We start from the raw sequence: 22,861 nt of genomic DNA, 5'->3' as shown, positions 1-22,861 counted from the left end.
GGCCGCGCGGAGGCCCGGAACCTGGTCCTGGCAGGGCCAGGCACGGCGGCGCGCCGAGGGGCGAGAATCACCCGTATGAGCACCCTGAGCGAGTTCCTCCGCACCCGCCGCGGCCAGCTGCGCCCCGAGGACGTCGACCTGCCCGACTACGGCGGCCGCCGCCGGGTCGCCGGGCTGCGCCGCGAGGAGCTCGCCCACCTCGCAGGGGTCAGCGTCGACTACTACACCCGGCTCGAACAGGGCCGCGTCGGCAACCCGTCGGAGGCCGTCCTCGACGCCGTCGCCCGCGCCCTGCGCCTGGCCCCCGACGAGGCCGGCCACCTGCACCGCCTCGCCCGCCCCGCCGGCCGCACCGCCCGCCCCCGCCGCACCGCGCGCCAGCAGCCCCGGCCGTCCCTGCTGCGCCTGCTGGAGCAACTCGACCACACCCCGGCCCTGGTGATGGGCCACCGGATGGACGTGCTGGCCTGGAACCGCGCCGCCGTCGCCCTCCTCGGCGACTACGCCGCGCTCGCCCCCGAGGACCGCAACATCGCGCGGATCACCTTCCTCGACCCGGCCTCGCGCGAGCTCTACGCGAACTGGGAGACCTGCTCGCGCGAGAACGTCGCCTTCCTCCACCTGGAGGCCGGCCGCCGCCCCGACGACCCCGGGCTGGCCGAACTCGTCGGTCAACTCTCCCTCCGGAGCGAGGAGTTCCGGCGGCTGTGGGCGGAGCACCCGGTCGCCGACAAGACCTCCGGCCGGAAGGTCTTCCAGCACCCCGTGGTCGGGCCGCTGGACCTCGTCTACGACACCCTCCGCCCCGCCGACGACCCCGGCCAGGCCCTGATCACCTACACCGCCGACCCCGGCACCCCCTCCGACGACGCCCTGCGCCTCCTCCTCTCCTGGTCCGCCCACCCCCACCCCGAGTCGCCGGCCACCCGCGCGGCGCTGCCCGAGTCGCCGGGCCGGCCCTGAGCGGTGGTCCGGGGCCGCGCCACGCCGTGAGGCGGACGGTGCCGCGGCGTCAGGATCCCGCCGCCGCGGCGGAACCGGCGGTTGCACCGGCTGCACCGGACGTGCCGGACGGGTACCCGCGGCCACCCTGGCGCGGCGCCCCGGGCTGCCGTACCGTCCGTCCACGTGACCCTCGACCAGGCGCGGCAGGAACGGGTGAACCGGATCTTCCTGCCCGCCACCTACGCCGACGGCGTGCCGTACGGGCTGTTCCGGGAGCTGCGGGCCGAGGCGCCGGTCTGGTGGGTTGAGGAGCCCGCGGTCGGCGACTGGCCGGCCGGGCGCGGCTACTGGGCGGTGCTGCGGCACGCGGACGTGAAGCACGTGCTGCGCAGCCCCGAGCTGTACTCCTCCCACCTCGGCGCGACCCAGATCCGCGACCCGGACTCCCCGGCCGACCTGGACTTCGCCCGCGCCATGATGCTCAACCAGGACCCGCCCGACCACGCGCGGCTGCGCCGGATCGTCGCCGCCGCGTTCACCCCGCGCGCCGTGGCCGAGCTGGCCGAGGCCGTCGACGCCCGGGCCCGGGAGCTGGTCGAGGCCGTGCGACCGGCCGGCTCCGCGGACTTCGTCCGGCTCGCCGCCGACCTGCCGGTGTGGACCCTCGCCCGGGTGATGGGCGTGCCGGAACAGGACCGGGGGCTGCTGCTGGACTGGGCGAACCGGGTGATCGGCTACCAGGACGACGACTACGCGGGCTCCGGCACCACCGACCCGGCGGGGCTGACCGACCTCGGCCGCGCCGCCCTGGCGCACCGCCCCACCAGCCGGACCGCTCCGGACGGGCGCCCCGTCAACCCGCGCTCGCGGGCCGCCCTCGCCGACATGTTCGCCTACGCGCACGCCCTGGCCCGCCGCCCCCGGTCCGGCGGCGGCATCCTCGCCCGGACCCTCGCGGCGGGCCTGAGCGCGGCGGAGTTCGAGACGATGTTCTTCCTCTTCGCCGTCGCCGGGAACGAGACCGTCCGCAACGGCCTGCCCGGCGGCCTGCACGCGCTGCTCGCCGACCCGGACCAGTACCGACTGCTGTGCGAGCGGCCCGAAACGACGGGCTCGGCGGTGGAGGAGCTGCTCCGCTACTGGCCGCCGGTCATCGACTTCCGCCGGACGGCGACCCGGGACGTCGAGCTCGGCGGTCGGTCGATCCGCCGCGGGGACAAGGTGGTGGTCTACCACGCCTCCGCGAACCGGGACGAGGCGGTGTTCCCCGAACCGGACCGCCTCGACGTCACCCGCACCCCGAACGACCACGTCAGCTTCGGGTTCGGCCCGCACTTCTGCCCGGGCGCCCGACTGGCCCGCCTGCAGATGCGATCGGTGCTGCGTCACGTGGCCGAGCTGCTGCCCGGGCTGGAACCGGTGCCCGGGCGGCCGCCGCGACGGCTGGTCTCCAACTTCCAGAACGGTCTGAAGAGCCTGCCGGTCCGCTGGCCGGTCGGGTGACCGGCGGGCAGGCGGGCAGGCGGGCGGGACGGGCACGGGCCGGGTGCCGCCGGCCGGTCGCCGGGGGAGGGGTGCCGGGGGTCAGCCGGCGCAGGTCGGGCAGAGCCCCCGGTAGGTGACCTCGGCGTCGGAGACGGCGAAGCCGAAGCGCTGGTCGGCCGGGAGGTCGGCGAGCGGGTCGCCGACGGGGTGGACGTCGCGGATGGTGCCGCAGCGGGTGCAGACCAGGTGCTGGTGGGGGTGGTGGGCGTTGGGGTCGTAGCGCTTGGCGCGGCCGTCGGTGGCGACCTCGATGACCTCGCCGAGGGTGACCAGCTCGCCGAGGGTGTTGTACACGGTGGCCCGGGAGATCTCGGGCAGCCGCTCGGCGGCTCTGGCGTGCACCTCGTCGGCGGTCAGGTGAACGTGTTCGCCGTCCAGGACCTCCGCCACGACACGCCGCTGCGAGGTGAGTCGCCAGCCGCGCCCGCGCAGCCGCTCCAGCAGGTCACTCATATCGGTTCACCTATTCAGGTCAATGGGAAGACCGGATTTTACCAACCGTTGTCGGCTTCTCTCCGAATCCCGATCGGATATGGGTTTGGTGTCTTTCTTGACTTGGATTGCGTCCATCGTAGGATCGGCTCCGGCGATAGCCTAGGTAGCAGAAGACACCGTGATCCGCCTTGTAGGGAAGGATTCCCATGTCTGAGAACCACGATGCAGTCGTTGTCGACGCGAAGGCGGAGGGCTGCCCGGTGAACCACGGGCGGGCACTGCACCCGACCCAGGGCGGCGGGAACCGCCAGTGGTGGCCGGAACGGCTCAACCTGAAGATCCTCGCCAAGAACCCGGCCGTCGCGAACCCGCTCGGCGGGGACTTCGACTACGCCGCGGCGTTCAGCGCGCTCGACCTCCCGGCCGTCAAGCGGGACATCTCCGAGGTGCTCACCACGTCCAAGGACTGGTGGCCGGCGGACTACGGCAACTACGGCCCGTTCATGATCCGGATGGCCTGGCACAGCGCCGGCACCTACCGCATCCGCGACGGCCGCGGCGGTGCCGGCGGCGGCCAGCAGCGGTTCGCCCCGCTGAACAGCTGGCCCGACAACGCCAGCCTGGACAAGGCCCGCCGCCTGCTGTGGCCGGTGAAGAAGAAGTACGGCAGGAGCCTCTCCTGGGCCGACCTGATCGTCCTGGCCGGCAACGTGGCCCTGGAGGACATGGGCCTCACCACCTTCGGCTTCGGCGGCGGCCGCGTCGACGAGTGGGAGCCGGACGAGGACGTCTACTGGGGCCCGGAGACCACCTGGCTCGGCGACGAGCGCTACACCGGCGACCGCGAGCTGGAGAACCCGCTCGCCGCCGTCCAGATGGGCCTGATCTACGTCAACCCCGAGGGCCCCAACGGCAACCCGGACCCGATCGCCGCCGCCCGCGACATCCGCGAGACCTTCTACCGGATGGCGATGAACGACGAGGAGACCGTCGCGCTGATCGCCGGCGGCCACACCTTCGGCAAGACCCACGGCGCCGGCCCCGCGGACAACGTCGGCCCCGACCCCGAGGCCGCGCCGATCGAGCAGCAGGGCCTCGGCTGGAAGAGCTCCTACGGCACCGGCGTCGGCGGCGACGCCATCACCTCCGGCCTGGAGGGCGCCTGGACCGCCACCCCGACCACCTGGGACAACAGCTTCTTCGAGACGCTGTTCGGCTACGAGTGGGAGCTCACCAAGAGCCCCGCCGGCGCCCACCAGTGGAAGCCCAAGGACGGCGCCGGCGCGGGCACCGTCCCGGACGCGCACGACCCGGCCCGGCGGCACGCCCCGGTGATGCTCACCACCGACCTCTCGCTGCGCTTCGACCCGATCTACGAGCCGATCTCCCGGCGCTTCCTGGAGAACCCCGACCAGCTCGCCGACGCGTTCGCCCGCGCCTGGTACAAGCTCACCCACCGTGACATGGGCCCGGTGGTGCGCTACCTCGGCCCCGAGGTGCCGAGCGAGGTGCTGCTGTGGCAGGACCCGCTGCCGGCCGCCACCTACCAGGCGGTCGACGCCGCCGACGTCGCCGACCTCAAGCAGCGGATCGCCGCCACCGGCCTGTCGGTGGCCGAGCTGGTCTCCACCGCCTGGGCGGCCGCCTCCTCCTTCCGCAGCAGCGACAAGCGCGGCGGTGCCAACGGCGCCCGGATCCGGCTCCAGCCGCAGATCGGCTGGGAGGTCAACGAGCCCGACCGGCTGGCCGCGGTGCTGCGCACCCTGGAGGGCGTGCAGCAGGAGTTCAACGGACGGGCCGGGGCGAAGCAGGTCTCGCTGGCCGACCTGATCGTGCTGGCCGGCGCCGTCGGTGTCGAGCAGGCCGCCGAGGCGGCCGGCCACGCCGTCGAGGTGCCGTTCACCCCGGGCCGGGTGGACGCCACCCAGGAGCTCACCGACGTCGACTCCTTCGCCGCGCTGGAGCCCTCGGCCGACGGCTTCCGCAACTGGGTCGGCAAGGGCAACCGCCTGCCGGCCGAGTTCCTGCTCCTCGACAAGGCCAACCTGCTGAGCCTCAGCGCCCCCGAACTGACCGTGCTCGTCGGCGGTCTGCGGGTGCTGGGCGCCAACCACGGGCAGTCCGCGCTGGGCGTCCTCACCGACACCCCCGGGGCGCTGACGAACGACTTCTTCGTCAACCTGCTCGACCTGGACACCAGCTGGAAGGCCACGTCCGAGGACGCGCACACCTTCGAGGGCCGGGACGCGAGCGGCGCGGTCCGGTGGACCGGCAGCCGGGCCGACCTGGTCTTCGGCTCCAACTCCGAACTGCGCGCCGTCGCCGAGGTCTACGCGAGCGACGACGCCGGGGCGAAGTTCGTGACGGACTTCGTCGCGGCCTGGGCCAAGGTCATGGAGCTGGACCGGTTCGACCTGGTCTGATCGCGGTGGAGTGATCACGATCGGGTCTTGCCGGCCGGGTGATTCCGGCTGAGTGGTCACGGCCGGGTGGTCACAGCCCGGTGATCACGGCCGGGTGGTCACGGCCGTGGGTTCCCGCTCGACGCGGGACGGGGCCCGGGGGTTCGCCCCCGGGCCCCGTCGTGCGTCCGGGCGGCACGGCGGCGCGGCGGCGGGCCGGGGCGGGTGCTCAGGCGTCGTCGGCGGCCTTCCGCTCCCCGGCGGGCCCGTCCGGGGCCGCCGCCGTTCCGGTCTCCGCCGCGGCCTGCCCCTCCGCGGCCCGCTGTTCCTCGGCCCGTTGCTCCTCGGCCTTGTGCTGGGCGGCCCGGAGCTGCTCGGTGAAGGTCTGCGCGTCGATGCGCTCGACGGCGGCCCCGTGCCCGGCGGCCAGCTCGTCGGCCGGGCCGGGGGAGGCCTCCCGGAGCTCCAGGACGATCATGGCGCCGCCGTCCGGGACGCGCGGCGACAGCATGATCAGCCCGGCGCCGCCCTCCGTCGCGTAGTGCTCCTCGGCGGCGTTGCCGATCGCCGCGCCCGCGGCGAAGCCCAGCAGGACGCCGATCGGGCCGCCGAGCATCCCGACCAGGCCGCCGAGGACGCCGGACCCGACGGTCGTGACGCCCGCGCCCTTGGTGAAGGTGTCCCGGACCTCCAGCAGCCCGTCGGCGCTGCGCTCCAGGGCCGCCGCCTGTCGCAGGCCCGGCAGCCGCTGCGCCTCGTCGAAGGCCGGGCGCCACTCGTCGGCGCTCGGAAGGGTCAGCAGGACGACGTTGTGCTGGTCGCTCATCGCACTCCGTTCGGGCCGGGGCCGGGTGCGGCCACGGGGGTGTCCGGGTTCCCATCGTGACCCTCGGTGCCCGGCCCGGCCACAGGAGCGACGGGCGGCGGGGCCTGCCCGGCCGGGCCCGTTGAAACCAGGGGCCCGGCCGGGGCGCCCGCCACCGCCCGGATTCCGGACAGGTCTGGGCCACCGCCGGCGGCGTCCGGCGGTCCACCCGCCCCGGGCGCCCTCCTGACGGCTCCCGGCGATCGCCCGAGGCAGGGTGGCCGCCCGCGTCCGGAGAACCACGTCCGCCAAATGATCGGTACCGCCGGAACCTCCCGCCGCATCCGGTCGGCGGGATCAGCGGGCTCGTCCGGATGCCCCGGCACCCGGCCGCGCAGCCCCGGTGTCCGCGGACGCTTCCGGTGATCGGCCGCCACCAACTCGCCGTCGCCGACACGGAATCGCCCGGATCGAGTGAGACCGGCCGGGACACGCCGGGCGGCCCCGCGCACCGCTGCCAGGATCGGGGTCCGCACCGGCAGCCCGCCCCTTCGCAGAGTGCCCACCGGCACCGCTGCCGCCCCGCCACGCCCGTCCGGCGGTGAGGGCTGCCCGCGTGCGGATCCGCCGCGGCCACAGGCCGCCGTACCAGGGAGCAGGGAGCCACCGTGTCCGAGCAGTTCGTGAAACCCGCCGAACCCCGTACCGAAGCCCCGCCGGAGCACCGGCCCGAGGAGCACCCCGCGGAACAGCCGGACGAGCACCACGAGGAACACCACGAGGACCAGCACGAGGAGGAGCTGCGCCTGCGGTTCCCCGGCGACCGCCGGGCCCGGGCCGGCGCCTCGATGTCCGCCGGCGCGATGCTGCGCCGCCTGCCCCACCTGGTGCGTCGGGCGCTGGCGCTGGCCTGGTCGGCCGACCGGGTGTCGACCGTGCTGCTGCTGGTCTGCCAGGCCCTCGCGGGCGTGTTCGGTGCGCTCGCGCTGTACGCCACCACCGGCACCCTGGACGCGCTGCTGGTGGCGGGCCCGGTGGGGGAGCACCTGCGGGCGGCCGCGCCGTCGCTGCTGCTGCTGACCGCGTCCGCGGGGCTGCGCGCCGTGCTGGGGATCGCGGTGGTCGGCCTGTCCGGCCGGGTGTCGCCGCGGATCACCCGGGAGGCGGAGCTGGCGCTGATCGCCGCCGGGTGCGCGGCCGAGCTGAAGGCGTACGACGAGCCCGCGTACAACGAGCAGTGGGAGGCCGCCGACCGCGGCGCCTCGACCACGCCCGACCTGCTGTCGAACGCCCAGGACGTGATCGCCTCCACGGTCTCGCTGGCGGCCGCGGCCGGCGTCCTGGCGACCCTCCACCCCTGGCTGGTGCCGCTGCTGCTGCTCGGCTCGGTGCCGACCGGGGTGGCCGCCGTGAGGACCGCGCGGATCCACTACCTGGCCGCGGTGACCACCAACGAGGACCGCGGGGCGCTGCGCGTCTACCGCTGGTTCCTGGTCGACAAGACCCGTGCCGACCAAGTCCGTTCGGACCAGGTGACCCCGTTCCTGATGGCGAAGTACCGCCGGGCGGAGGCCAAGATCGTCGAGGCGACCGACCGGGCCACCCGGGAGGCGGCGAAGGTGTCACTGCTGGCCGCGCTCGGCACCGGGGCGGGCCACGCGCTGATCTGGGGCGCCCTGCTCTACCTGGTGGCGAGCGGGCGGATCGACCTGGCCGCCGCCGGAACGGCCACCTTCGCGCTGCGCACCGCGTCGTCCGGCCTGCAGGGCCTGGTCGGCAACGGCGCCCGGCTCTACCGGATGGGCCTCTACCTGGACGACTACTTCACCTTCCTGGACGAGGCCGGCGGCCACCGGATCCGGCGCGGCCGGCTGCTGCCCGGGGCGCCGCGGCTGGTCGAGGTCGTGGACCTCGGCCACGTCTACCCCGGCGAGCAGCAGGAGCCGGCGCTGCGCGGCGTCAGCATGACCCTGCGGGCCGGTGAGGTGGTCGCGGTGATCGGCCAGAACGGCAGCGGGAAGTCGACGTTGCTGAAGCTGCTCTCCGGCCTCTACCTGCCGCAGTCCGGCCGGATCAGCTGGGACGGCGTGCCGGTCGAGGAGCTGGACGCCGAGGGGATGTGGGCGCGGGTGGCCCGGGTGCCGCAGGAGTTCGCCCGCTGGCCGCTCGGGGCGGCCGAGAACATCCACCTGGGGCACCTCACCGACCGGCTGATGGCGGACGTGGAGCTGGCGGCGGCCCGGACCGGCTTCGACGAGGTGGTGTCCCGGCTGCGCTCGGGCTGGCGCACCCTGCTCGCCCAGGGCTGGTGGGGCGGGGCCGAGCTGTCCGGCGGCGGCTGGCAGCGCGCGGCCGTCGCCCGGGCGCTGTACCGCACGGTGCGCAGCCCGGGTCTGCTGATCCTGGACGAGCCGACCTCTGACCTGGACCCGCGCGCCGAGCACCGCATCCTGCACGCGCTGCGCGCCCTCGCCCCCGGGCGGATCACCCTCCTCGTCACCCACAACATCGCCAACGCGGCGGTGGCCGACCGGGTGATCGTGATGGACGCCGGCCGGATCGTGCAGACCGGCACCTGGGCCGAGCTGGCCGCCCGCCCGGACGGGCTGTTCCGCGAACTGCTGGACCTCCAGCGGGACCGCGCCGTCCCCGCCCAGCGGACCGGGGAGCCGGCGTGAGGGAGGATGGCGGTATGGAGCTGAGGATCGAGGCCACCGACCTGCCGGGGCGCGAGTGCGGCGCCACCCCGGGATTCCCGGGCTACCGCGACATCCACGTCGCCGTCCAACGCCGGGGGCGCCCGGCCGAGTTGCTCGACCTGCACCCCGGTGACGCGGCGCGCGCCGGCTGGTCGCTGGAGTGCGAGGCGAGGCCGCTGCCGGGCGGCGGGGCGGACATCACCGGTCGCTACGTCCAGGGCGGCCCCGGCGGCCGGTTCGTCTACCTCAACTGGGTGACCGGGGACGGCGACGGCTGGTCGCTGTTCCGTCGGGCGAAGCTGATGCTGGCGGCGGTCGACCGGGAGACGGTCGAGGCGGCCGTGGCGGGCGGCCTGCTGGTGGCCCGGCTGCGGCTGACGGACGCCAAGGGGCACCCGCTGTGCGCCGCGGTGCGTCCGCCGCTGGTGGCCTGGTCGGCGGGGGAGCGGCCGGCGGCGGACTGACGGCGCGACGCCGGAGGGCGGCGCCGACCGGCGGGGTGCCGACCGGCGGGTGCCGGAAAGCGGGTGCCGGACGGCAGGTGCCGGAAAGCGAGTGGGCCCCGCGTCGCCGCGGGGCCCACCCTTCGTGCGGTGAAGGTCAGTTGTACGTGGTGGTGACGGTCACGCCGCTGAAGCCCTGCTGCCCGTAGAGGCTGAAGTACACCCAGCCGGACGGCGGGTTGGCGACGGTGAGCGTCTCGCCGTTCCCGGCGTTGGTGGACCTGGCGAGGTTGGCGCCGGTGGTGGCCCATGCGCCGCCGTTGTAGTACAGGTCGGCGTTGCCGGTGCCGCCGGCGGTGGTGATGGTCAGCTGCTTCACCCCGGCCGGCAGGTACAGGAAGCTGTAGCTGTAGTTGCCGGTGGTGGCGGCGACGTTGTCCCGGCGGCAGTTCTTGTCGAACTGCCGGGTGTCGGCGGCGGTGCAGAGCGGGGCCTGGTTGGTAGGCAGCGAGCCGCAGTTGTCGACGGCGCAGGCCTTGAGCCAGGTGGCGAAGTCGGCGTCGTACGAGGTGCCGATGGTGTTCTTGAGGATGGCGCGGGCGCCGTTCCAGTCCCCGACGCGGTACTTGGCGAGCAGCGCGTCGACGTCCTGCGGGTGCGACTGGAGCATGTAACGGACCGCCAGGTAGCCCCAGTTGTAGATCCGGGTCGAGTCCGCGTTGTCGTAGGTGCTGTCGAACAGGGTGCTCAGCGCGTAGGTGCCCTTGCCGGCCTGGGCGACGGCGTCGTCGTAGTGGACGCCCCGGTAGCTGTACGAGACGTACTCGGCGAGGCCCTCGACCCACCAGATGGTGGGGGTGGTCATCCCGGCGTCGAAGTCGCCGTAGAAGTCGTAGCGGCCGTCGAGGTAGTGGGTGTACTCGTGGTTGAGGTTCCAGATCTGGAAGGACGGGCGCAGCCAGGACGCCTCGTGGGCGATGAAGCGGGCCTGGTTGCCGGCCGCGTCGGGCTTGCCCTCCTCGTACATGCCGCCGTTGTCGACCGCGATGTGGTACATCAGCCAGGCGTAGAGGCTGTAGTTGTAGTAGTCGTCGAAGACGACGACCTCGAGGCTGGTGTTGTTGTCGTTGGCGACCGGGCCGTTGTCCTTGACCACCTTGTGGAAGAACTGGTCCTGGTTGACGAGGCTGGTGCAGGTGTCGGCGAGCTGCTGCGCGGTCATGTCCTGGGCGCGGATGCGCAGGTTGGCGTTGCAGGTGTGGTCGACGGTCAGTACGAGCGGGACGAGCCGGGTCGGCAGGTCGCAGGTGCCGTAGTAGGCGCAGTTGCCGGCGTCCTTGTTCTCCGCGAACCAGACCAGGTTCATGGTGAGCGGACCGGTCGCCCCGACCAGCGGGTAGCGGTTGACCAGGTCCTTGACGATCGGCCGGCCCTGGGCCTTGAGCGCGTCGGTGACGAGCAGGTTGCCGATCTGGATGCCGATCGAGGTGACCAGGTCACCGCCGTTGAGCTGCGAGGCGTTGCGGGTGACGAACGAGGCCATGGTGGTGGCGAAGTCCGGGTCGGCCTGCAGCGCGGCGGTGAAGGCCGGCAGGTCGAAGCCGCGCGAGATGACGGTCTCGGTGTTGGCGACGGCGGTGGCCATCGAGCCGGTCCAGGTGCTGGTGTAGCCGGCCAGCAGACGCTTGACGACGCCGGTGTAGCGGGCGTTCTCCTGGGCGCTGTCGATCAGCGTGACGGCCTCGGCGAGGGTCTGGCCGTTGGCCTCGGTGACGTCCTTGCTGTGCGGGGCGGCGAAGAACCCGTCGAGGGCGCCGCGGATCGCGCCCTGCAGGGCGGTGCCGTACTGGCCGACGACGTCCGAGTGGTACCACTGGACGTAGTAGCCGGCGCGCAGGAACAGCACCAGCTGGCCGGCCGCGGTCGAGTCGTCCCCGGGGTAGCTCGGTGCGACGTCGCGCAGGGCGTTGGCGACGGTCACCATCTGGGCCTCGTTGAAGGCGCCCCTGGCGTCGTTGCCGGTCAGCGTGAACAGCGAGTTGACGCAGTCCAGGCTCGCGGCCTTGACCTGCTGGACCAGCGCGGCGCCGGAGGTGCCGGTGAAGGCGGAGACGTCGCAGCCGGTGCCGGCCGCGGCGGCCGAGAACTGCTTCGGCGCCTTGGCGGCGGTGCCCGTGCCGACGGCACTGCCCGCGCTCGGGGCCTTGGCCTTGCCCTGGGAGTCCGCCGCCAGCGGGCGGGGGTCCTTGGGCGTGTCGGGCGACTTGGGCACGGGGATCGCCTGCGGCGCGGCCGACGCGCCGGCGGCCTTGGTGGCCGTCCTGGCGGCCGCGGCCGGGGTGGTGACCGGCGTGGAGCCGCCACCGCCGGCCGCATGGGCCTGCGGTGCGAACAGGCCGAGTGCGAGGAAGAACGCGGCACCGAGCGCGGGCAGCTTGCGCGCCTGCGCCGTGGATATCCGGAAGGGACGCATCTGTGGGGGCCTCCGGGGCCGTTGAGGGTCGTCGTGTGGTTGGGGACACACGATCGCCTGATGTGTGACATGTAAAATGTCACAGGCTGGCGACCGGGGGAAGGCCCGGGTGTGAATTTCCGCCCGGCGAGACCGAACCGTTGCCGGGGCGGACGTGCCGTCAGGCCGGCCCCGGCGCCCGGGCGTCCCCTTCGTTCCGGTTCGGCCCCTGATGACCCGCGGGAACCCGGCGGCCTCCCGTGACGCCCCGTGACGTGAGGTGACGTGAGGAATAAGCAGGAGCCCATGCTTCGTTCCTGCAACTCATACGCAATAGTGTGGTGCCGGCACGATCACCACCGTTCAACCCGCCGAAAGGGGCCGTGTCCTGATGGGCACCTACTCGCTTCCCGACCTGCCGTACGACTACTCCGCACTCGAGCGGGCGATGTCGGCCGAGATCCTGGAGCTCCACCACTCCAAGCACCACGCCGCCTACGTCAAGGGCGCCAACGACACCCTGGAGCAGCTCGCCGAGGCGCGCGACAAGGACCAGCTCGGCGGCCTGGTCGGCCTGCAGAAGACCTTCGCCTTCCACCTGTCCGGCCACGTGCTGCACTCGCTGTTCTGGCAGAACCTCTCCCCGGAGGGCGGCGACCGCCCCGAGGGCGAGCTCGCCGACGCCATCACCGAGCACTTCGGCAGCTTCGAGGCCTTCAGGAAGCAGCTCACCACCGCCACCACCGGCGTCCAGGGCTCCGGCTGGGGCATCCTCTCCTGGGAGCCGCTCGGCAAGCGCCTGATCGTCGAGCAGGTCTACGACCACCACGGCAACGTCGGCCAGGGCACCACCCCGCTGCTCGCCTTCGACGCCTGGGAGCACGCGTACTACCTGCAGTACCGCAACGTCCGCCCCGACTACGTCACCCGCCTGTGGGACGTCGTCAACTGGCAGGACGTCTCGGCCCGCTTCGCGGCCGTCCAGGGCGCCTGACCCTCACCGGGTGAGCGGGAGGGCCCCGGACCGGTCGGGCGGTCCGGGGCCCTCCCCGTCGCCGGTGCCCGTCGCCCCGTCACCTGCCGTGGCCCCGTGGCCCGTCGTCGCCCTCCGTTCGCAACGACGGGCGAATCCGTGGAACCCCGCCGACCCGGCTCACGTCATCACCCTCGAAGAGTTCGCACACAGGCGGGGGATCGGTCGGACGATGGACGTCAAAGCGCGCATGCAGGACCTGAGCGGCAGTCGGGTGGCCGTCGCCGTGGCCGCCCTCGCCCTGACCGCCAGTGTCTGGGGGGTCGCGACCCTCACCGACTCGGACAGCGCACCCCGGCAGGACATCGCCCACGGACAGGGCTCCGCCGCCGGCGGCACCGGCGGGGACGGCTCCCACGGCGGGGACGGAGCCCAGGGCGGCGACGGCGGCACCCAGCAGGGCGGCATACCCGACGGCATAGCCCACGCCTCCGAGAGCGGAGGCAACGCCGTCAACATCACCATCGACGACGGCCCCGACCCCACCTGGACCCCGAAGGTCCTCGACGTGCTCAAGCGGCACGGCGTCAAGGCGACGTTCTGCATGATCGGCCCGCAGGCCAAGGCCCACCCCGACCTCGTCAAGCAGGTCGTCGCGGCCGGCCACCGGCTCTGCGACCACACCGTGGACCACGACACCTCCATGGACAAGAAGCCCGTCGCCTACCAGGAGAAGCAGATCCTGGACGCGAAGAAGATGATCGAGGACGCCGCGGGCGGCGCCAAGGTGCTCTACTACCGGGCTCCCGGCGGCTCGTTCACGCCCGACAGCCGGCGCATCGCCGCCGCGAACGGCCTGCGCCCGCTCGGCTGGAACGTCGACTCCAAGGACTTCGACAAGCCCGGCACCGCCACCATCGTCGCCACCGTCAAGAAGGAGATGCGCCTCGGCCCGACCGTCCTCTTCCACGACGGCGGCGGCGACCGCCAGCAGACCGTCGAAGCCCTCGACCAGGTCCTCACCTGGCTGAAGGACCAGGGCCGCCCCACCGGCTTCCCCGTCCAGTCCACCCCCTGAGACTCCGGCCTCCCCGCGGGAAGAGGCCGCACGGTCCGGCTTCATGGGGGCGTGCAGGCCTGCTGCGTTCGTGCAGCAGGCCTCGGATCACGCGGGGGCGTGCTGCCGCCTAGGGCAAGGGCCACGCGTTCTCCGGGTCGTCGAGCCAGGCGGTCTGACCCTCGGCCGTGACGGTCAGGCCCAGCCGGTCCGGCCCGGGGCGGCTGTTGTCGAGCCACCACGCGTGGGCCGTCTCGACCTCCTCCCACACCCGCCGCGGACCGTGCTGCCACACCGTGTACCGCTCGGTGTTCTGCGTGCCGTCCCAGTCGACGGCCGCCCAGGAATCGCCGCTCGTCGTGGACACCCAGAGGCGGGTGTCCACATCGTCGAGGTGCGGGTCGTGGTGCCAGGCGTACCAGAGGTCACCCAGGCGATGGCCGAGCGCGAACTGGGTCTCGAACGCGGAGTCGGCGACTGCCCAGGGGGAGAGGGCGGTCGTGCACTCATCCGGGACGTGCTCGTCCATGACCACGTCCCGGAAGAGGAACAGGTCGCGGCGTTGGGTACGCATCAGCATGAAGGCGCTGTCGGGAGTGAAGCGGCCCGTGGCGGTGCCGTGGTCCTCGACGGTGAGACGGAGCAGGCCGCCACAGATCCACGGGTTCTGCCAGGGCGCGAGCACCGCACCACCGGGCCTGGTCTGGGAGACCCAGGAGTACGGGATCCGCTCGACCGAGCAGGTGGCGATCACCCGGTCGTACGGGGCTTCGGGGACCCAGCCCAGGGTTCCGTCTCCGCAGACGACGGCCGGGGCATAGCCGGCCGTCTTGAGGTTGGAACGCGCGGCCTCCGCGACGGCGGGGTCGATCTCGACCGTGGTCACGTTCACGTCGCCCAGCCGGTGGGAGAGCAGCGCGGCGTTGAACCCGGTGCCGGCGCCGATCTCCAGGACCCGCATCCCGGGTGCGAGGTCGAGGAGTTCGAGCATCGTGAACACGATCGCCGGCGCCGAGGCAGAGGAGGACGGCAGGGCGTCGGTCAGGTCCGCCGGTTCTCGCCCGTCGTTGAGCTGTGTCACGACGGGCGCGTCCTCGTAGGCGGCCGCGAACCAGCGCTCCGGCTCCTGCTGACGGTCACAGGGGGTCAGGTCGTCGTCGATCCAGATCCGATCGGGGAGGAAGAGGTGGCGCGGCGTAGCCTCGGCAGCCCTGCGCCACTCGGGAGCCACCTCGTGCCCGAGGAAGTGGGTGACGGCCCGGAGCAGGCCGGACGTGCCGGCCTGCTCCGGGACGCTCCGGTCAGTGGTCACTTGCCCTTGCCGCCCGCCTTTCCGTGCTTGCCGGTCTTCGAACCGGACGAGGTGTCCGGGTTCGACGTGGCCGTGCCGAAGTCCTTCTTGCCCGCATGGCTCCCCTGGCCGCCGTCATTGGCGCCACTGCCGCCTCCGGAGCTCCCGCCCTTGCCGGTTCCCCATCCCATGGGTGCCTCCTACCTGATGGGCGTGACGGTCGTGGTCGTGGTGCTGCCGGCCCTGCCGCTGACCGGGAACACCGGCCCCGGTCCGGGCGGTGCCGGAGGCGAGGGCGGTTTGGGCGGGGGAGTGCTCATGACGATGCTCCTCTTGCTGACGCGGTCGATTGCCATGACCGATGCAGCGCCGGCGAGTTGGGTGCAGGGCGCCGAGAGGCGCTCGTGCAGCGGTCACTCCTCCAGGATCGGGTCACTGACCGTGAATGCCGATATCCAAGGGGTAATCTCACTCTGGGATGGATCGACCGACAGGGGCGCACCTCATGGGAACCGCACTCGAGCCGATCAGGCTGCCCGACCTGGCCTGGCAGAACGAGCAGGCGCGGCACGCACTGCGCGACCGCGACGTTGCCGCTCTGTTCCGCTACGTGCAGCACCACAGCGGGGCAAGTCAGGCTCGCCTGGCGGTCCAGGTGGGAATGACGCAAGGCCGGGTGAACGAGATCATCAACGGTCGCCGGCTGGTCACGAAGATGGAGGTCTTCGAGCGGATCGCCGACGGACTCAACCTCCCGGACGACGCGCGACGTCTCATGGGCCTGGCGCCGAGATCGGACCGTCGACGTGTTCCCGGAACGGCGTTCGACCTGGCCGCGTTTCCCGAAATCGTGCGCGTATACAGCGAACAGGCGTCGGCGACCGCCGAGATCCAGCAGGCGGCGAGGTCGGCAACCGAACTGGACGTCCTTGCCGTTCGCGGCCTCGGCCTCCTCGCCCTACGAGACTCCTTGCTGCGCCGACACCTGGGCGGCGACGGTGAGTCCGCGCCCCGCCTACGGGTATTGCTCCTGGATCCGGAGTCGCCGGCCGTTGCCGTTCGGGCGGCCGAGATCGGCGAGTCCACTGCCTCCCTCGTCGGAGGTATCCGGCTGGCAGAAGCCCGACTGCGGGAGCTCTCCCGGGTCGGGCGGGTCGAGCTGTACCGGTACTGCACCCTCCCGGTGTGGCGGACCATCAGGCTGGATCGCACGCTCTTCGTCGGATCGTTCGACGCGGATTGGGAAGGGCACGAGTCGGCAACCTATAAGGTGCTGCCCACCCCGCACGGTCCCCTCTACCGGGGTTGGCGTCGCCAGTTCGAGGTGATGGTGGACAGTGCCGAGCGCGTGTTCTGACGGAGGGAGCATCATGGCGATCGAGGCGGAGCTCAAGGCGGTCGTTCGCGACCCGGAGGGCGTGCTCGAGCAGCTGGAGGACCGCTATGGCGCGGGTCGGGCGGAGGTCTACCGCGACACGTACTACGACGTGCCGGACGGGAGCCTGATGGGGGCCGACCGCGAGCTGCGGATCCGTACGGTGCACAGCCCGGACGCCACGCGTACCGTGCTCACCTACAAGGGCGCCCGGGTGGACGAGGCCTCCGGGTCGAAGCCGGAGGCGGAGACCAGGGTCGAGGATGCCGACGCGATCCACGAGATCGTGCGGGGCCTGGGTTTCGTTCCGCGGATCGCCTTCGAGAAGCGGTGTCGCAACTACGGTTTCCGGCGTGACGGGCGCGGTCTGCTGGCCACCCTCGTCCGTGTACCGGAGCTGGACGGTGCGACGTTCATCGAGGTGGAGACGCTGGCTGCCGCGGAGGCGGACCTCGTGCCGGCGCTCGGTTCGGTCCGTGCCGTCCTGGCCGAACTAGGTATCGGGGAAGAGGACTTGACCAGCGAGTTGTACACGGATGCCGTTGCGGCGGCGAGGCCGGTCTGACCGCATGGTGCCGTGCCGCCCCGCCTCCCGCGGTCGGGGGGCGGGGCGGCACAAGGCTGTCCGGGAGTGCCCGGTCCGGTCCGGTGGCCTCCGCGGCCTACGGCTGCGGTCCTTGTGGCCACGGTGCCGTGACCTCCAGGGTGGCCTTCATGACCTGGGCGCCGCGGGCGACCCGGGGGCGGACCTGGTCGGCCAGCTCGTGCGGGAGGACGTCGGTGGTCCAGACGAGGCGGCAGCGGGCGTCGTCCTCGGGGACGACCTGGAAGGAGGCGTGGTGGTGGGTGAGGGGGAGGGTGAAGCCCTCGACGGCGGAGTACGCGAGGCGGCGCAGGTCGTCGTCGACGCTGACGATCAGCTCGCGGATGACCGTGCCGCCGGGCATGGTGAGGTGCCGTACGTCTCCCTCGACGCGGGTGTCGAGGACGTAGCCGGGGATAAGTCGCCGGTGGACGGCACCGACGTCCCGGACGGCGTCCCAGACCCGGTCCGCGGGGGCGTCGACCGGGACGTCCTGGACGATGGTGGCCACGTGCTACGCCTCCTGGTGCCCGGTGCCGAAGAAGCCGTCGAGGAGCTGCTGCGCGGCCAGTCCGGCCGGTAGGGTTCCGGCCCGGACTCGGGACTCCAACTCGGGTGCGAGGCGCTGCACTTCGGGGTGTTCGTGCAGCCGCGCGAAGAGCTGGTCGTGGACCATGGACCAGGTCCACTCGACCTGCTGCTCCCGCCGCTTCGCCGCCAGCGCGCCGGTGGCGTCCAGCACCTTGCGGTGCTGCTGCAGCCGTTCCCACAGCACGTCGAGGCCGGCGCCGTCGCGCCCGCTGCAGGTGAGGACGGGCGGGGTCCACGCGGCGTCCGGGGGCTGCAACAGCCTGAGGGCGCCGGAGAGTTCGCGGGCGGCGGCCTTGGCGTCGGTTTCGTGCGGGCCGTCGGCCTTGTTCACGGCGATGACGTCCGCGAGCTCCAGCACGCCCTTCTTGATGCCCTGCAGCTGGTCGCCGGTGCGGGCCAGGCTGAGCAGCAGGAAGGTGTCGACCATGCCCGCCACCGTCGTCTCGGACTGGCCGACGCCGACCGTCTCGATCAGCACCACGTCGTAGCCGGCGGCCTCCATGACCACCATGGACTCCCGGGTGGCCTTGGCGACGCCGCCGAGCGTCCCGGAGGTCGGCGAGGGACGCACGAAGGCGTGCGGGTCGACGGCGAGGCGTTCCATCCGGGTCTTGTCGCCGAGGATGGAGCCGCCGGTGCGGCTGGACGTCGGGTCGACGGCGAGGACCGCGACCCGGTGGCCCTGCCCGGTGAGCATGGTGCCGAAGGAGTCGATGAAGGTGGACTTGCCGACGCCGGGCACGCCGGTGATGCCGACCCGGACGGCTCCTCCCGCGTGCGGGAGGAGCCGCTGGAGCAGCTGCTGGGCGAGCGCCCGGTGGTCGGGCCGGCTGGACTCGACGAGGGTGACGGCGCGTGCGATCCAGGCGCGTGAGCCGTCCAGGACACCGTCGGCGTACTGGTCGAGGTCGATCGTCCGGGGTGGCATCGGGTCAGCGGCTCACAGTTCGTGGCCGAGGTCGGCCGCCAGCGACTTCAGCAGGTCGTAGGCGGCGTCGGGGATGACGGTGCCGGGCGGGAAGACGGCCGCCGCGCCGGCCTCGTACAGCGCGTCGAAGTCCTGCGGGGGGATGACCCCGCCGACGACGATGGTGATGTCCTCCCGGCCGGCCTCGGCGAGCGCGGTGCGCAGCGCGGGGACGAGGGTGAGGTGCCCGGCGGCCAGCGAGGAGACGCCGACGATGTGGACGTCGGCCTCGACGGCCTGGCGGGCGACCTCGTCCGGGGTCTGGAACAGCGGGCCGACGTCGACGGTGAAGCCGAGGTCGGCGAAGGCGGTGGCGATGACCTTCTGACCGCGGTCGTGCCCGTCCTGGCCCATCTTTGCGACCAGGATGCGCGGGCGGCGGCCCTCGGCGCGCTCGAACCGCTCGACGAGGTCGCGGGTGCGCTGGAGGGGGGCGGAGGGGCCGGCTTCGTCTCGGTACACACCGGAGATGGTACGGATCTGGCCGGAGTGGCGGCCGTACACCTTCTCGAGGGCGTCGGAGATCTCGCCGACGGTGGCCTTGGCGCGGGCGGCGTTGACGGCCAGGTGCAGCAGGTTGCCGTCGAGGGAGCCGCCGCGCTGCGGGCCGGCCTCGGCGGCGCGGGTCAGGGCGCGCAGCGCGTCCTGGGTGGCGGCCTCGTCGCGTTCCTCGCGGAGCCGCCGCAGCTTCTCGATCTGGCGGGCGCGCACCGAGGAGTTGTCGACCTTGAGGACCTCGATCTGCTCGTCGCTGTCGACCCGGTACTTGTTGACGCCGATGACGGGCTGGCGGCCGGAGTCGATGCGGGCCTGGGTGCGGGCGGCGGCCTCCTCGACGCGGAGCTTGGGGATGCCCGCGTCGATGGCCTTGGCCATGCCGCCGGCGGCCTCGACCTCCTGGATGTGCTCCCAGGCCCGGCGGGCCAGGTCGTGGGTGAGCTTCTCGACGTACGCGGAGCCGCCCCACGGGTCGATGACGCGGCAGGTGCCGGACTCCTGCTGGAGCAGCAGCTGGGTGTTGCGCGCGATGCGGGCGGAGAAGTCGGTGGGCAGCGCGAGCGCCTCGTCGAGGGCGTTGGTGTGCAGTGACTGGGTGTGCCCCTGGGTCGCGGCCATCGCCTCGACGCAGGTGCGGGTGACGTTGTTGAACACGTCCTGGGCGGTGAGCGACCAGCCGGAGGTCTGCGAGTGGGTGCGCAGGGACAGCGACTTGGCGTTCTTGGGGTCGAACTGCTTGACCAGCTTGGCCCAGAGCAGCCGGGCCGCGCGGAGCTTGGCGACCTCCATGAAGAAGTTCATGCCGATCGCCCAGAAGAACGACAGCCGCGGCGCGAAGGCGTCCACGTCCAGGCCGACGTCCAGGCCGGCGCGCAGGTACTCGACGCCGTCGGCCAGGGTGTAGGCGAGCTCCAGGTCGGCGGTGGCCCCGGCCTCCTGGATGTGGTAGCCGGAGATGGAGATCGAGTTGTACCGGGGCATCTTCTGCGAGGTGTACGCGAAGATGTCCGAGATGATCCGCATCGACGGCTGCGGCGGGTAGATGTAGGTGTTGCGGACCATGAACTCCTTGAGGATGTCGTTCTGGATGGTCCCGGCCAGCTTCTCGGGCGGTACGCCCTGTTCCTCGGCGGCCACGATGTACAGCGCGAGAACGGGCAGCACGGCGCCGTTCATGGTCATCGACACCGACATCCGGTCGAGCGGGATGCCGTCGAAGAGCTGGCGCATGTCGTAGATGGAGTCGATGGCGACGCCCGCCATGCCGACGTCGCCGGTGACGCGCGGGTGGTCGCTGTCGTAGCCGCGGTGGGTCGGCAGGTCGAAGGCGACGGAGAGGCCCTTCTGGCCGGCCGCGAGGTTGCGGCGGTAGAAGGCGTTGGACTCCTCGGCGGTGGAGAAGCCGGCGTACTGGCGGACGGTCCACGGCTGGTTGACGTACATGGTCGGGTAGGGCCCGCGCAGGTACGGGGCGACGCCCGGGTAGGTCTGCAGGAAGTCGAGCCCGTCGAGGTCGGCCGGGGTGTAGAGCGGCTTGACGCCGATGCCCTCGGGGGTGTCCCAGGTGAGCTCGTCGACGTCCTTGCCGGTGGACTGCCGCCAGGCGGCCTGCCACTGCTCGTCGGTGACGTCCGGGGCGGTGTCGCCGTCCAGCCCGATTCCGGTGAAGTCGGGGATCATCACGCCACCTTGCTCTCGTCGGTGATCTCGTTCAGCAGTCCGGTCAGCGTGGCGACGGCGTCGCCGCCCGCGAAGACGAAGTCGTCGACGCCGGCGGGGGCGGTGCCGGGCCGGCCGGCCAGCAGCACCCTGCGGGCGCCCGCCTCCCTGAGGGCGGCCGCGACGGCCTCGGCGTGTTCGCCGTACAGCGCGTCGCTGGAGCAGAGGCAGGCGACGGTGGCGCCGGAGGCGGTGAAGGCCGCGGCGAGGGCGGCCGGGTCGACGCCCTCGGCGGCGGTGGTCGCGATGCCGCCGGCCTGGAACAGGTTGGCGGCGAAGGTGGTGCGCGCGGTGTGGGCGGCGGCGGTGCCGATGGAGGCGAGGAACAGCGCGGGCCGGGTGCCGGTGGCGGCGAGGTGGGCGTCGGAGCGGTCCCGCAGGGCCTCGTAGGCCTCGGCGCGGCGCACCTGCGGCAAGCCGCCGCCGGGGGCGGCCGGGGCCGGGCGGCGGACCAGCGGCTGCTCGTCGAGGTGGGGGAACTCGCTGACGCCGGTGACGGGTTCGCGCCGCTTGGCGAGCTTGACGGAGCGCTGCGCCCAGGTCGCGGCGATCCGCTCGCCGACCAGGCCGGAGCCGAGCGCGGCCTGCTGGCCGCCGGCCTGCTCGATCTCCTGGAACCAGGCCCAGGCGGCCCGGGCGAGCTCCTCGCCGAGCTGTTCGACGTACCAGGAGCCGCCGGCCGGGTCGATCACCCGGGCCAGGTGGGACTCCTCCAGCAGGATCGACTGGGTGTTGCGAGCGATCCTGCGGGCGAAGGCGTCCGGCAGTCCGAGGGCGCTGTCGAAGGGCAGCACGGTGACGGCGTCGGCGCCGCCGACGCCGGCGGCGAGGCAGGCGACGGTGGTGCGCAGCATGTTCACCCACGGGTCGCGGGCGGTCATCATCACCCGGGAGGTGACGGCGTGCTGGCGCTGCGCGGAGGCCTCGGGGGAGGCGCCGGACACCTCGGCGACGCGGGCCCAGAGGCGGCGCGCGGCGCGGAACTTGGCGATGGTGAGGAACTGGTCGGCGTCGGCGGCGTAGCGGAACTCCAGCTGGCCGAGCGCCGCGTCGACGGACAGCCCGGCGGCGGTGAGCGCGCGCAGGTAGGCGACGCCGGTGGCGAGGGCGCAGCCGAGCTCCTGCGCGGGGGAGGCGCCGGCCTCGTGGTAGGGCAGGGCGTCGACGGTCAGCGCCCGCAGGCCGGGGTGGTCGGCGGCGCAGCGGGTGGCGAGGGCGGTGGCCTCGGCGAGCAGCGCGGCGGTGCGCCCGGTGTCGCCGGTGCGGGCCTGGAGGCCGAGCGGGTCGGCGCCGAGGTTGCCGGTGGCGGCGCCGGGGGAGACCTCGCGCTCCTGGTACAGGGTGAACAACTGCTCGGCGGCGGCGGTGAATTCGGGTCCGGCGTCGAGGACGACGGCGGCCAGGTCCAGGTACACGCCGGTGAGCGCCTCGGGCAGGGCGGTGACCGGGAGGGCGTCGCCGCCGATCTCCAGCCAGAGCGAGCCGACGCCGTTCTCGAGGTCGGCGAGGACGGCCTCGTTGGTGCGGGTGCGGTCCGGGTCGGCGTGCCGCTGGCGGACGTCCCAGCCGGAGACGGCGGAGCCCTGCGGCCGGCCGCCGCGCACGAAGGGCGCGAAGCCCGGGTAGCCGGGCTCGGCGGAGGTGTCGTCGGCGGTGTACAGCGGCCGGGCGCGCAGCCCGTCCGGGAGCTCGGTGGTGAGCGCCTGCTCGGCGGCGGGGCCGTCCGCGGGCTGTGCGCCGGACTTGCGCAGCACGCCCTCGACGAGCTGCTGCCACTGCTCACGGTGCGCGGCCGGGAACTCGGCGGCGAGGGGGAGCCCTTCGGGCGGGACCTTCATGTCCGCAGGTTAGCGCTCGTTCGCAGGCACGCAGGAGGGGCGACCCGTGTGACCTTTCCCTCGATTTAGCGGACCGTTAGCACTCCGGGCGGCGGGGAGTGCCGTAGCGGGTGGCACCCGAGGTCAGAGGTGGTGTCGCGGGTCGTGGGAGGGGGTCGGGGGCGGGGGTCGCGGAAGGGGGATTGCGGAACCCCGCGGGTCATCTATTAAGTTACTTCGAAGAAGGTGGGTGGGGAGCTCCTC

General features: G+C 73.0%; 18 protein-coding genes. 9 read left to right on the top strand and 9 right to left on the bottom strand.

The window, feature by feature from the left end; translation table 11 throughout:
* The first annotated feature begins 75 nt into the window (after positions 1-75).
* Positions 76-963, top strand: coding sequence for a helix-turn-helix transcriptional regulator (locus ACIA8Q_RS14545; protein ID WP_360214832.1), 888 nt, complete (start codon positions 76-78; stop codon positions 961-963).
* A 165-nt stretch (positions 964-1,128) separates the two neighbouring features.
* Positions 1,129-2,448 carry a cytochrome P450 gene (locus ACIA8Q_RS14540; protein WP_360214829.1) on the top strand — a complete coding sequence of 440 codons (1,320 nt, stop codon included), beginning with the start codon at positions 1,129-1,131 and terminating at the stop codon, positions 2,446-2,448.
* Between the two features lie 81 nt (positions 2,449-2,529).
* On the opposite strand, the gene ACIA8Q_RS14535 is transcribed toward ACIA8Q_RS14540, so the two are convergent.
* Entirely contained in the window at positions 2,530-2,943 is a 414-nt protein-coding gene (locus tag ACIA8Q_RS14535) for a Fur family transcriptional regulator (RefSeq protein ID WP_360214826.1), read from the bottom strand.
* A 188-nt stretch (positions 2,944-3,131) separates the two neighbouring features.
* Between ACIA8Q_RS14535 and katG the strand changes: the two genes are divergently transcribed.
* Positions 3,132-5,348 (top strand): catalase/peroxidase HPI, encoded by a 2,217-nt coding sequence (gene katG / locus ACIA8Q_RS14530; protein ID WP_360214823.1) that lies wholly within the window; start codon positions 3,132-3,134, stop codon positions 5,346-5,348.
* Positions 5,349-5,556: 208 nt separating this feature from the next.
* Here katG and ACIA8Q_RS14525 read toward each other — a convergent pair whose 3' ends face one another.
* Positions 5,557-6,153 carry a hypothetical protein gene (locus tag ACIA8Q_RS14525; RefSeq protein WP_360214820.1) on the bottom strand — a complete coding sequence of 199 codons (597 nt, stop codon included), beginning with the start codon at positions 6,151-6,153 and terminating at the stop codon, positions 5,557-5,559.
* 647 nt (positions 6,154-6,800) lie between these two features.
* Here ACIA8Q_RS14525 and ACIA8Q_RS14520 point away from each other — a divergent pair.
* Together ACIA8Q_RS14520 and ACIA8Q_RS14515 are read left to right on the top strand one after the other, a co-directional pair.
* Positions 6,801-8,810, top strand: a complete 2,010-nt coding sequence (locus ACIA8Q_RS14520; protein WP_360214817.1) for an ABC transporter ATP-binding protein — start codon at positions 6,801-6,803, stop codon at positions 8,808-8,810.
* 14 nt (positions 8,811-8,824) lie between these two features.
* Positions 8,825-9,295 (top strand): DUF5990 family protein, encoded by a 471-nt coding sequence (locus ACIA8Q_RS14515; protein ID WP_360214814.1) that lies wholly within the window; start codon positions 8,825-8,827, stop codon positions 9,293-9,295.
* Positions 9,296-9,431: 136 nt separating this feature from the next.
* Here ACIA8Q_RS14515 and ACIA8Q_RS14510 read toward each other — a convergent pair whose 3' ends face one another.
* A complete protein-coding gene (locus ACIA8Q_RS14510; protein WP_360214811.1) occupies positions 9,432-11,747 on the bottom strand; it encodes a M9 family metallopeptidase in 2,316 nt (771 codons plus the stop codon).
* Between the two features lie 370 nt (positions 11,748-12,117).
* On the opposite strand from ACIA8Q_RS14510, the gene ACIA8Q_RS14505 reads away from it, so the two are divergent.
* Together ACIA8Q_RS14505 and ACIA8Q_RS14500 are read left to right on the top strand one after the other, a co-directional pair.
* Complete coding sequence (locus tag ACIA8Q_RS14505) at positions 12,118-12,720, top strand: superoxide dismutase (protein WP_360214808.1); 603 nt, start codon at positions 12,118-12,120, stop codon at positions 12,718-12,720.
* A 211-nt stretch (positions 12,721-12,931) separates the two neighbouring features.
* Positions 12,932-13,777, top strand: coding sequence for a polysaccharide deacetylase family protein (locus ACIA8Q_RS14500; RefSeq protein ID WP_396317237.1), 846 nt, complete (start codon positions 12,932-12,934; stop codon positions 13,775-13,777).
* A gap of 109 nt (positions 13,778-13,886) precedes the next feature.
* Here ACIA8Q_RS14500 and ACIA8Q_RS14495 read toward each other — a convergent pair whose 3' ends face one another.
* The gene (locus ACIA8Q_RS14495) at positions 13,887-15,068 is read right to left on the bottom strand and encodes a methyltransferase domain-containing protein (RefSeq protein ID WP_360214802.1); all 1,182 of its coding nucleotides are present in this window, start codon (positions 15,066-15,068) and stop codon (positions 13,887-13,889) included.
* On the bottom strand, positions 15,065-15,238 hold the full coding sequence (locus tag ACIA8Q_RS14490) for a hypothetical protein (RefSeq protein ID WP_360214799.1): 174 nt from the start codon (positions 15,236-15,238) through the stop codon (positions 15,065-15,067). Before ACIA8Q_RS14490 ends, ACIA8Q_RS14495 begins: the two co-directional genes overlap by 4 nt.
* A 314-nt stretch (positions 15,239-15,552) precedes the next feature.
* Here ACIA8Q_RS14490 and ACIA8Q_RS14485 point away from each other — a divergent pair, with 314 nt between their 5' ends.
* Together ACIA8Q_RS14485 and cyaB are read left to right on the top strand one after the other, a co-directional pair.
* On the top strand, positions 15,553-16,404 hold the full coding sequence (locus ACIA8Q_RS14485) for a helix-turn-helix transcriptional regulator (RefSeq protein WP_360214796.1): 852 nt from the start codon (positions 15,553-15,555) through the stop codon (positions 16,402-16,404).
* Positions 16,405-16,417: 13 nt separating this feature from the next.
* Positions 16,418-16,987, top strand: coding sequence for a class IV adenylate cyclase (gene cyaB / locus ACIA8Q_RS14480; protein WP_396317236.1), 570 nt, complete (start codon positions 16,418-16,420; stop codon positions 16,985-16,987).
* 97 nt (positions 16,988-17,084) lie between these two features.
* On the opposite strand, the gene ACIA8Q_RS14475 is transcribed toward cyaB, so the two are convergent.
* The 4 genes from ACIA8Q_RS14475 to ACIA8Q_RS14460 are packed head-to-tail and all read right to left on the bottom strand — an operon-like array spanning position 17,085 to position 22,618.
* Positions 17,085-17,516, bottom strand: a complete 432-nt coding sequence (locus tag ACIA8Q_RS14475) for an SRPBCC family protein (RefSeq protein ID WP_360214791.1) — start codon at positions 17,514-17,516, stop codon at positions 17,085-17,087.
* Positions 17,517-17,519: 3 nt separating this feature from the next.
* Entirely contained in the window at positions 17,520-18,524 is a 1,005-nt protein-coding gene (gene meaB, locus ACIA8Q_RS14470; RefSeq protein ID WP_387899862.1) for a methylmalonyl Co-A mutase-associated GTPase MeaB, read from the bottom strand.
* A gap of 12 nt (positions 18,525-18,536) precedes the next feature.
* A complete protein-coding gene (scpA, locus tag ACIA8Q_RS14465) occupies positions 18,537-20,744 on the bottom strand; it encodes a methylmalonyl-CoA mutase (protein ID WP_387899860.1) in 2,208 nt (735 codons plus the stop codon).
* The gene (locus tag ACIA8Q_RS14460; protein WP_360214782.1) at positions 20,741-22,618 is read right to left on the bottom strand and encodes a methylmalonyl-CoA mutase subunit beta; all 1,878 of its coding nucleotides are present in this window, start codon (positions 22,616-22,618) and stop codon (positions 20,741-20,743) included. Before ACIA8Q_RS14460 ends, scpA begins: the two co-directional genes overlap by 4 nt.
* Positions 22,619-22,861: the final 243 nt, after the last annotated feature.

Source organism: Kitasatospora sp. NPDC051705 (assembly GCF_044453265.1).
Lineage (GTDB): Bacteria > Actinomycetota > Actinomycetes > Streptomycetales > Streptomycetaceae > Kitasatospora.
Note: the sequence above shows the minus strand (reverse complement) of the source record. Positions and strands in the feature narration are given on the sequence as shown.

Coding starts and splice junctions, on each gene's coding strand:
- katG (WP_360214823.1), top strand. CDS start 3,132: ATGTCTGAGAACCACGATGCAGTCGTTGTCGACGCGAAGGCGGAGGGC.
- meaB (WP_387899862.1), bottom strand. CDS start 18,524: ATGCCACCCCGGACGATCGACCTCGACCAGTACGCCGACGGTGTCCTG.
- ACIA8Q_RS14500 (WP_396317237.1), top strand. CDS start 12,932: ATGGACGTCAAAGCGCGCATGCAGGACCTGAGCGGCAGTCGGGTGGCC.
- ACIA8Q_RS14525 (WP_360214820.1), bottom strand. CDS start 6,153: ATGAGCGACCAGCACAACGTCGTCCTGCTGACCCTTCCGAGCGCCGAC.
- ACIA8Q_RS14510 (WP_360214811.1), bottom strand. CDS start 11,747: ATGCGTCCCTTCCGGATATCCACGGCGCAGGCGCGCAAGCTGCCCGCG.
- ACIA8Q_RS14535 (WP_360214826.1), bottom strand. CDS start 2,943: ATGAGTGACCTGCTGGAGCGGCTGCGCGGGCGCGGCTGGCGACTCACC.
- ACIA8Q_RS14515 (WP_360214814.1), top strand. CDS start 8,825: ATGGAGCTGAGGATCGAGGCCACCGACCTGCCGGGGCGCGAGTGCGGC.
- ACIA8Q_RS14505 (WP_360214808.1), top strand. CDS start 12,118: ATGGGCACCTACTCGCTTCCCGACCTGCCGTACGACTACTCCGCACTC.
- ACIA8Q_RS14485 (WP_360214796.1), top strand. CDS start 15,553: ATGGGAACCGCACTCGAGCCGATCAGGCTGCCCGACCTGGCCTGGCAG.
- cyaB (WP_396317236.1), top strand. CDS start 16,418: ATGGCGATCGAGGCGGAGCTCAAGGCGGTCGTTCGCGACCCGGAGGGC.
- ACIA8Q_RS14460 (WP_360214782.1), bottom strand. CDS start 22,618: ATGAAGGTCCCGCCCGAAGGGCTCCCCCTCGCCGCCGAGTTCCCGGCC.
- ACIA8Q_RS14490 (WP_360214799.1), bottom strand. CDS start 15,238: ATGGGATGGGGAACCGGCAAGGGCGGGAGCTCCGGAGGCGGCAGTGGC.
- ACIA8Q_RS14545 (WP_360214832.1), top strand. CDS start 76: ATGAGCACCCTGAGCGAGTTCCTCCGCACCCGCCGCGGCCAGCTGCGC.